Source organism: Nocardia sp. NPDC050799, from assembly GCF_040654015.1.
GTDB lineage: Bacteria > Actinomycetota > Actinomycetes > Mycobacteriales > Mycobacteriaceae > Nocardia.
In genome coordinates, this window is record NZ_JBFAHF010000007.1 from 228036 (window position 1) to 236701 (window position 8666).

Sequence of the window (8666 nt, forward strand, 5' to 3'; positions counted from 1 at the left end):
TACCTGCTGTATTACGATCGTGATACGCTCGATTGTGTTCGAGTTCCACTGGACCGACCAGTCAGAGGCGCACATAGCGCGGCACAACATCACACCGTCCGAGGTCGAGGAGGCCGCTCAACGTCCCTATCAGCTCGGCAAGGGCCGCAACGACACGACACTGTTGTTCGGCCAGACCCATGCGGGCCGCTATCTGGTGGTGGTGTTGTCTGAAGCCATGGACGGCAGATGGTATGTGGTGACAGCGCGCGATATGGACGGAACCGAGCAGCAGGCCTACAGGCGAAAGGCCCGGTAGAGATCATGAGCAACAAATCCGATATCGACGCAGCTCGCGAGTACTACGAGACGCACAGCGTTGTCAACGAAATCAACAACTCGGTACCGGGAAACCCGGCCGATACTTCGCCCATGAGCGGCTACAGCGTACGGTTGCCCACCGAAGTCCTGAACCAAGCCCGCGAGCTTGCCGCCGAACGGGGAATGACCACGGGCGCCTGGTTGCGGGAGGCGATCGAGAAGCAGATCGCGGTCGGCAGACCGCGCGATCGGGAAGCAGTGCGTTGGTACGGTGAATCTGCCGTGGACACGTTGTTCGAGCTGTTGACGGAACGTTTCACCGATATGTTGCGCTCATGTGATACCGCGCCCGCTTCGGCAATCGACCCGTCGCTCAGCAGTTGGAAAACCCATATGCTCCGCGACTGGAATGCTGCGCATCTGCGCGACCTGTACGTCCTTTCCCTGATTTCCGGCGGCGGTATCGATCGGTGGATCGCGCCCAGGTATTCGAAGCCGGAGAAGACAGGGGCCGCAGCAGGAAAGAAGAAGCGCGCGGTGAAAGTCAGCGGCAGGTCTCACCTTCTTGCCGACTCCGTCATCCGGGACGGTCATACAGTTCGAGTCAAGGACTCGAGTCCGGCCGGCCGCCGACGCCGGCGCAGCAGCACCTGACGCCTGACTGCCGGGCACGGGCGCGTAGCGGCACCGGCCCGATGCCGCCCAGTTCGGATGCCGCCGTCGGAGTCGGCCCGATCGACTGTTTCCCGCCGTCAGTGCGGGATGGAATCGATGATCGCGCGGGCGCCCTGGCGCAGCAGATCCGAGCCGACGAAGAAACCGAGTGCTTGCGGGTCCTCCGGGACGCCCCAGTGCTGCGAATCCAACCACCGGGTGCCCTCGAGATCGAACACCTTGCCGCGCAACGACAGCCGACCGGTGGGTTCGATCACGCAGACCCCGGCGATCGGAGAATTGCAGTGCCCTTGCAGGGCGTGCAGCATAGCGCGTTCGGCATCGGCGACGCGGCGGGTCTCGGCATGATCGAGGTGCCCGGCGAGTTCGCGGACCTCGTCGTCGTCGGCACGACAGGCGAGCGTGAGCACGCCCGCGCCGATCGGCGGGCACATGACCTCGAGCGGCAGTATTTCGGTGATCCGGTCCTGGCGGCCGATGCGATACATCCCGGCGACGGCGGCGATCAGCACATCGCAGTAGCCGTCCTCGAGCCGCTCCAGCCGGGTGTTCATGTTCCCGCGCAGCGGTTTCATCACCAGCCCCGGATAGTGCAGACGCAGCTGCGCCGCCCGGCGCACCGAACTGGTCCCGACCACCGTCCCCGGCGGCTGCTCGGCCAAGGGCCGGCCGTCCTTGGTGATGATCGCGTCGCGCACATCGTCGCGCTCCGGGAAACCGGCGAACGCGATACCCTCCGGGATCGGGATATCGCCGGGAATATCCTTCAGGCAATGCACGGCGAGATCGGCCCGGTCCTCCAGCAGCGCGTCGTCGATCTCCTTGACGAAAGCCCCCTTGCCGCCGAGCTTCGCCAGATCACCCATCCAGCGGTCGCCGGCGGAGGTCACTTTCACCAGCTCGGTTTCGACACCGAACTCGGACAGACCGGCCGCGACCTGCTCGGCTTGGGCTACTGCCATAGGACTGGCCCGGGTCGCGACCCGGATAATGCGCGAGGCCATGGCGTGACTCTACCGCCGCGGAAATCCGCTCCGAAGGGGCGGTGGTACGAAGTTCGGCATGGAGTGGCCCCGGTCACCCCGGTACCGGCGACAGCGATCGCGGGCCTGAGCGATGCGGATGGTCGGAACGCCGACCGCGACGCTGTTCCCGCCGGTTCGGTGGCGTTCGAAAACGCGGCTATATCCGAGTCAGCCCCGAGCGATACCAGCGAGGAAGGAATCCCACGCCGCCGGGCCGACCACCAGGGCCGGGCCCGCGGGACTCTTGGAGTCACGGATACCGACCGCACCATCCGCGAGAAACGCGACCTCCACACAGTTCTTGTCCGCGCCACTGAAACTGCTCTTGAACCATTCGGCGCCGGAAAGGTCTGTCATCACTAGAGGTACTCCTTTGCCAAACGCCTCAACATATCCCTGCTCTGCACCATGTCCAGTGCTGCGTTGAGAAGAGTCCGATTGGCTTCAGCATACCGGCGCACCACGGACTCTTTCTCCAGATAGAGGTCTCCGGTGAAGCTTTCGATGTACACGACCGTCGGATCCGGACATCCCCTCCTCCCGGTGTCTCCCGGTTCGAGTATGACGAACGGGCCGATCGCCACTCCGAGCGGAAAGCCCGCCGAGAACGGCAGGACTCGGACAGCGATGTTCTCCCGGGTACTCAAGTCGGCCAGATGGCGAAGCTGTGTAGCCATGACTTTTCTGCTGCCCACAACTGTTCGCAGCGCCGCCTCGCGGAGCACAATGTCGACGACCATCGGCTTGGCCCTGCGGGTGATTCTCTTCTGCCGCCCGTGGCGCAGTGCGACTCGGCGTTCGAGTTCGGCCGGACTGTCATCCGGATATCCGGCCCGCATCAGGGCATGCATGTACGCAGGTGTCTGTACGAGGCCCGGGATGATCTCCGGTTCGTAGGTTCGAAGCCGCTGTGCACTCGACTCCAGATCTACAAAGACGTCGAAATGTTCGGGGATGAGATCTCCGTACTCGTGCCACCAGCTATGCCCGGCCGCCTGCCGAGCCAGCCCCTTCAGCACTTCGCTGAACTCGTCGCTGAACTCGTAGATCCGGCACAGCGCCTCCACATCCGCCAACCGGATGCGTCCGGTCTTCCCGACCTCCAGCCGCTGGACCGTGCTGACACTCCACTCCATCAGCCCGGCCACATCGGCCAGCGTCAAGCCCACTGCCTCCCGACCGTTACGCAGGTGTTTACCCAACTGCCGCCGGGGAAGGGTCGATTCCGCGAACTCGGCCATTCGCCTATCTCCGTTCGAAGGGGACCGGGCATTCCCATCCTCGAAAGATGTACAGCCGGGGATGAAAAACACCGTGGTGATTCGGATGGTTTCTCGATCGCGCCTGGCACAGCACCGGAACTCGATGCTGTGCTGAATACGCGCCCGGGTATGGAGAAGCTGCCGCAAGCCCCCGCTTCCCCGTCCGGTGCCCCTGATAATCCACCGGGCCGGGCGCGCTCACAGTACCCCGATTCTCCTCAGAGGTGTTGCGATCGAGAATGTTTCGTGGCCCGACTGTCCGTGCCGATTCGACAGGCCGGGAGACTCCCCGCGAGCCGCCCGGCTGCGGCGGTTGCCCTGAGCTGACCAGGCTGATCCGAGCAGGTCAGGGACTCAGGTAGTAATGCAGGAACGCGGCTCGACCGTCCGGTGTCGTCCAGTCCCCCGGGCCGCTGTGTATTCGCTGCCAGCCCGCCCGCTCGTACAGCGAGATCGCGGCGACGCCACTGTCTTCCACATCGAGCACCGCGCGGCGACCGCGCAATCTCGCCATCTCCACCGCCGCATCGAGCAGACCGCGGCCTGTGCCACACCGTCGGGCCGACGGCACGACGAACAACCGGACCACCGAGATCAGTACACCGTGGTGGTGAGCAGCAGCATGAACCGCCTCTGGGAGTACATCTCCGCCGATACCCACGTGGCCGATCACGGCGCCATCGCTCTCTGTGATCCGCGCGTCGACCAGCTTCGCCGGGTTCAGCCGGCCGGCCGGGTCTGCAGGCCAGGCCGCCGGGTAGCCGTCCGTCTCGTGCACGCGGCGCAGCACCGCCACGCAGGACGGTAGATCGTCGAGGGACCTGGGCCGGATATCCACTTACCGCACCGGGCTACCCGGCCGGTGCGGACACCTTCCGGGAGCGCAGCTCATGTCCCTTGGAGGTCTTACAGCGACCCGACTCCAGATCCCACTGCCAGCCGTGCAGGTTGCAGGTCAGCGTCTTGCCGTCCACCACACCGAATTTCGACAGATCGGCCTTCAGATGCGGGCAGCGGCGCTGGATCTCCCAACCGGCCACCTCCACCGAGGCCGAATCGTCGTGCGCTTCGGAGAACCAGCCGTCCGCGTAGGCGATCCGCTCATCGGTGAGACATTTGAAGAAGGTGTACAGGTATTCGTTGTAGCCACCGATCCGCCACGCCTGGAAACGGGTGGACAGGAAAATGGTGTTCACCCAGTCGGGTTCGTTGTCGCGCAGCACGGTGCGCACCAGTTCGGGCGCGATCCGGAAGCCGTAACGGTATTTGCCCTCGCCCTCCAGCGGCGCGCGGACGGCCCGCTTCGGGAAGTCCAATACCACGGTCTCCCCGCCGATCACGAGCCCGACCGGGTAACCGATACCGTCGCAGATCAGGTCGCTCTGCGCCATGATCGGCTCGAACAGCGCCTGCAGCGGTTCCAGCAGGGGTTCGCCCTCGGCGGGCGCCCAGGTCTTCTTCTCCGCCACCAGCACCGGCGCCAGCCGCTGCGCCATCTTTTCGATGTAAGCGGCCTTGTCGTTCCAGATGGTATCGGGGTCGTAGGGGTGATCCAGTTCGAGTTCGGCGCCGCGCACCTCGACCACCGAGCCCGGCACCATCAGCACGCCGCGGTCGTGACCGTGCTCGCGCATCTGCTCGAGGAAGACCCTCTGGTCGGGGAAGATATTGCCCTCGTCACCGTGGTCGTCGTTGAGATAGCGCAGTTCGTCGTCGAGGAAAACCGGCGGCCCGGCGGACGGGACCACCCAGGTGGCGCCGACCTGCTCGATATAGCTGCGGGCCCGGTCCATTCCGCGCTGCCGCTTCTGTTTACCGAAATTCGATTTCGTCCGGGCCGGGATGTCGTAGACCATCGGATACCAGATGGCGCCCGAGTACTGCAGCAGATGAATATCGATCGTGCCGAACGCCTCGTGCAGCACGTCCATATCGACCGGCCGCGCGTCGTTCATATTGAAACAGGTGGTTTCGCCGTCGGAGACGATAAGCCCGGAATCACCGATCGGGCCGTCCGCGGGGGCGCGCAGCGCGACGATCATGATCTCCAGTTCGGCGGCCGGGTCGCCGCCGCCGATCCCCATCGACCCGTTGATCTTGTGTTTGACCGCATCCTCGGTCTCGAAAAATTTGCGGAAACCCAGCTTCTCCAGCTCACGGCGCAGATCCGGGACCGGGTAGTCGGGCAGCAGAACGGTCGCGTCCTTGTTCACGTACTCGGCCAGATGCGCGGCGTCGAAATGGTCGCGGTGCAGATGCGACACATAGAGGAAATCGCAGTTACCCAGTTCCTCCCAGTCGAGCTGGGTGTTGTCCGGGAAAGGGAACCAGGACCCGAAGTACGCGGGGTTCACCCAGGGGTCGCATAGGATCGAACCGGCCGCGGTCCGGATATGGAATCCCGCATGTCCGACGCTGGTGATCTGCACGAGCTCGCTCCTCCTGACCGTTTACGGCCCTCCAGGGTAGTGCTTCAGGACGAGATGTCCCCGATGCAGTAGCCGTCATCACCCTGTTCGAGTAGAAATGTCCGGTTCTGCGTGATTCCGGACTCATTCGTCACCGGCACCGCGACGGCCATATATCCGGCCGTGAGCGGCTGGGAACTGATCTGCTGATCGGTGAATCCGGTGATTGCGCCGAGCGTACCGGGATTCTCGGCGAGCGGCGCGGCCACGGGCGCGCCGGTCGCCTCCGGATCCCAGGTGGCCGGACTCGCCGCGCAGACCAGCGGGTACTGCTCCTCCAGGTCGGCGGGGTCCAGCGGCTGCCCGGTCGAGCGGGCCAGGTATCGCCGCACGGTGTGCCGGGCATCGGCGGCGTCGTAGACCGGTTCCACACCCGCCTGGGACACCCGGGCGCAGGCATACCCGGCGGCCACCCGGTGCTCGTCCACGGTGACCGTGGTGACTCCGTCGGTCCAGGTGAGCGTGCCGTCCACCGCGGTACCCGGCTGGGCGAGCGCGCTGAGCACGGCATCACGGTCGGTGTACATGGTCTGCACGGTGAGCGGCGGAATGGTCCAGCAGGTGCGCTGCAGGGTCGCGATATCCGCCGACCGCAGGTCGGCGGCGAACCGTTGCAGCGCGGGAGCGGCGTCGGGCACCCCGGGGACCGCGCCCACCACGGGCGCGTCGGCGGGCACCGGCGGCAGCGCGGGAACCGGCGGCGCGCCCGCGGACGTGGCCTGCTGCTCGGTGCTCGGCGCGTCACCCTCGGACGCCTGCACCGGCGGGCTGCCGGCATCGTCGCCCGGGATTCCGGATACCGAGTCGCATCCGGTGCCCAGCAGCACTCCGGATACCGCGAGCCCCACGGCGAGAGCGCGGACGCGGGCGCGTCGCGCGGTCTCACGACCGGTTCGGCGCAACGGTACGGGACGGGCGCGTTCCACTTCGACGATCACCTTTCCTGCGGTGCATAGCGATTCGGTCGAGACATCGGAGTTCGACCGCACCACGGCGGGCCCGGGATCCGGCGGGCCGGAGCGCGCGCGGCGGACCGGACGCTGCCGGTCATCATGACAGCGACTACGCTAGCGGACTTGTGGAACCCGTCTACCGGACGATCATCGGGCTGGCCCGGACCGTCTTCTTTCTCGAGGGCCTGAAGTTCACCGTCACCGGCGATGAGAACATTCCCGCCTCCGGGGGCGCTGTGCTCGCGGTCAACCACACCGGGTACATGGATTTCACCTATGCGGGTCTGCCGGTACGTACCCCCAAACGCTATATCCGCTTCATGGCCAAGAGCGAGGTCTTCGACAACAAGATCGCCGGGCCGATCATGCGAGCTCTCAAACACATTCCGGTGGACCGGGCCGCGGGCGCCGACTCGTACCAGGCCGCCGTGGACTATCTGCGGCGCGGCGAACTGGTCGGCGTATACCCCGAAGCCACCATCAGCCGCAGCTTCGAGATCAAGGAACTGAAATCCGGCGCCGCCCGGATGGCGATCGAGGCGGGCGTGCCGATCATCCCGATCACCATCTGGGGGGCCCAGCGGGTCTGGACGAAAGGTCATCCGAAACGACTGGGTCGCACCAACACCCCCATCTCCATCGCAGTCGGCACCCCGATCCAGCCCTATGAGCCGGCGTCCGAACTCACCGCCGAGCTGAAGACCGCCATGCAGAAACTACTGCGCGGCCTGCAAGAGGACTACACCCACGAACCCGGGGCGTACTGGGTTCCGGCCCGGCTCGGGGGTGGTGCGCCTACCCTGGAAGAAGCCAATGCGATGGACGCCGCCGAGGTCGCGGAACGGATAGCCCGGAGACGGGCCGAACTCACCGGCCAGGACGACACCGGCGCGTAACGTATCCCCGTCGCGGGCGGGTAGGTGCCGAGCAGCGGGTAACCCGCGGGTAGTGAGCAGGAGTTGCGATGGCGCGGGAGCCGGTTTTCGATGTCCTGGCCGGGCTGGCGCACGCGGTCCTCTTCGCGCAGGGAGTGCGCCTCGATATCCGCGGCCAAGAGAATGTCCCGCGCACCGGGGGCGCGGCACTGGCGGTGAACCACACCTCCTATCTGGATTTCCTGGAGGTCGGGGTCGTGGGACGCCGGTCGAGCCGCAATGTGCGGTACATGATGAAGGCCGAGCTCGAGCACGGGATCGTCGGATTTCTCATGAAGCACTGCAAAGCGATCGGCGTCGACCGGACCGCCGGTGCGGAATCGTTCGGCCGGGCGGTCGACGCGCTGCGCGACGGTGAGCTGGTCGTGGTCTACCCGGAGGCCACCATCAGCCGCAGTTTCGAATTGAAGGAATTCAAATCCGGTGTGGCCCGCATGGCGCTGGAGTCGGGGGCCCCGATCGTTCCGCTCACCATCTGGGGAGCACACCGCATCTGGACCAAAGGTATCCCGAAACGATTGGGCCGGCACAATTTCCCGGTCCACATCCGCATCGGCGAACCGCTGGTCGCCGCGGGTTCGATCGACGAGGTGACCACCGCGCTACGCGGCCGGATGAGCGCACTCCTGACGGCGGCGCAGGAAAAATATCCGATGCCCGCCGGCCAGCCGTGGGTCCCGGCGCGATTGGGCGGCAGTGCTCCGACGCTGGAGCAGGCCGCGGTCCTGGAAGCCGAGGAATACGCCCGGCGGCGGATCCAGCGGCCGTAGGTTCCGGCGCGCTTCCCGGAACGAGGTCGGGCCGGTCGGGTACTCGGCCCGTGTACCGAAGTGGTCCCGCGCGCGAAGACCAGGTTGTGCGCCTGCTCACGAAGACCAGGTTGTGCACCCACTGGCAAGGGCGAGGCGTGGGCCTACCAGCGAACGCCGAGGCGTGGACCTGCTCGCGAAGGTGCTGTGTTTTTGGCGCGCTGGCGCGCGCGGGGTTGAGGCCCCCTTGGTCTCGCCGTTTCGGCCTCGAGACTCGAGCCTTCGGCTCATGCGCTTTC

10 protein-coding genes are annotated in these 8666 nt (G+C 65.9%); 4 read left to right on the plus strand and 6 right to left on the minus strand.

The window, feature by feature from the left end:
* Positions 1–34 precede the first annotated feature (34 nt).
* Positions 35–298: a hypothetical protein gene (locus tag AB0H42_RS10385; protein ID WP_357052779.1), complete on the plus strand. Its 264-nt coding sequence runs from the start codon at positions 35–37 to the stop codon at positions 296–298.
* A gap of 5 nt (positions 299–303) precedes the next feature.
* On the plus strand, positions 304–954 hold the full coding sequence (locus tag AB0H42_RS10390; protein WP_357052783.1) for a hypothetical protein: 651 nt from the start codon (positions 304–306) through the stop codon (positions 952–954).
* 98 nt (positions 955–1052) lie between these two features.
* On the opposite strand, the gene hemC is transcribed toward AB0H42_RS10390, so the two are convergent.
* From hemC to AB0H42_RS10420, 6 genes are all read right to left on the minus strand, one after another.
* Positions 1053–1979 carry a hydroxymethylbilane synthase gene (gene hemC / locus AB0H42_RS10395; RefSeq protein WP_355236658.1) on the minus strand — a complete coding sequence of 309 codons (927 nt, stop codon included), beginning with the start codon at positions 1977–1979 and terminating at the stop codon, positions 1053–1055.
* Between the two features lie 189 nt (positions 1980–2168).
* A complete protein-coding gene (locus tag AB0H42_RS10400; RefSeq protein WP_357052786.1) occupies positions 2169–2360 on the minus strand; it encodes a DUF397 domain-containing protein in 192 nt (63 codons plus the stop codon).
* Positions 2360–3241, minus strand: a complete 882-nt coding sequence (locus AB0H42_RS10405; RefSeq protein WP_357052789.1) for a helix-turn-helix transcriptional regulator — start codon at positions 3239–3241, stop codon at positions 2360–2362. Before AB0H42_RS10405 ends, AB0H42_RS10400 begins: the two co-directional genes overlap by 1 nt.
* Before the next feature lie 367 nt (positions 3242–3608).
* Positions 3609–4100: a GNAT family N-acetyltransferase gene (locus AB0H42_RS10410; RefSeq protein ID WP_357052792.1), complete on the minus strand. Its 492-nt coding sequence runs from the start codon at positions 4098–4100 to the stop codon at positions 3609–3611.
* A gap of 13 nt (positions 4101–4113) precedes the next feature.
* On the minus strand, positions 4114–5691 hold the full coding sequence (locus AB0H42_RS10415) for a Rieske 2Fe-2S domain-containing protein (RefSeq protein ID WP_357052795.1): 1578 nt from the start codon (positions 5689–5691) through the stop codon (positions 4114–4116).
* A 44-nt stretch (positions 5692–5735) separates the two neighbouring features.
* A complete protein-coding gene (locus AB0H42_RS10420; RefSeq protein WP_357052797.1) occupies positions 5736–6668 on the minus strand; it encodes a hypothetical protein in 933 nt (310 codons plus the stop codon).
* 140 nt (positions 6669–6808) lie between these two features.
* Here AB0H42_RS10420 and AB0H42_RS10425 point away from each other — a divergent pair, with 140 nt between their 5' ends.
* Together AB0H42_RS10425 and AB0H42_RS10430 are read left to right on the plus strand one after the other, a co-directional pair.
* Positions 6809–7579 (plus strand): lysophospholipid acyltransferase family protein, encoded by a 771-nt coding sequence (locus AB0H42_RS10425; RefSeq protein ID WP_357052800.1) that lies wholly within the window; start codon positions 6809–6811, stop codon positions 7577–7579.
* Between the two features lie 68 nt (positions 7580–7647).
* Positions 7648–8388, plus strand: a complete 741-nt coding sequence (locus AB0H42_RS10430; protein WP_357052803.1) for a lysophospholipid acyltransferase family protein — start codon at positions 7648–7650, stop codon at positions 8386–8388.
* Positions 8389–8666 lie beyond the last annotated feature (278 nt).

What these genes read in the sequence shown, in the direction of transcription:
- AB0H42_RS10430 (WP_357052803.1), top strand. Translation starts at nt 7,648, where the DNA reads ATGGCGCGGGAGCCGGTTTTCGATGTCCTGGCCGGGCTGGCGCACGCG.
- AB0H42_RS10390 (WP_357052783.1), top strand. Translation starts at nt 304, where the DNA reads ATGAGCAACAAATCCGATATCGACGCAGCTCGCGAGTACTACGAGACG.
- hemC (WP_355236658.1), bottom strand. Translation starts at nt 1,979, where the DNA reads ATGGCCTCGCGCATTATCCGGGTCGCGACCCGGGCCAGTCCTATGGCA.
- AB0H42_RS10405 (WP_357052789.1), bottom strand. Translation starts at nt 3,241, where the DNA reads ATGGCCGAGTTCGCGGAATCGACCCTTCCCCGGCGGCAGTTGGGTAAA.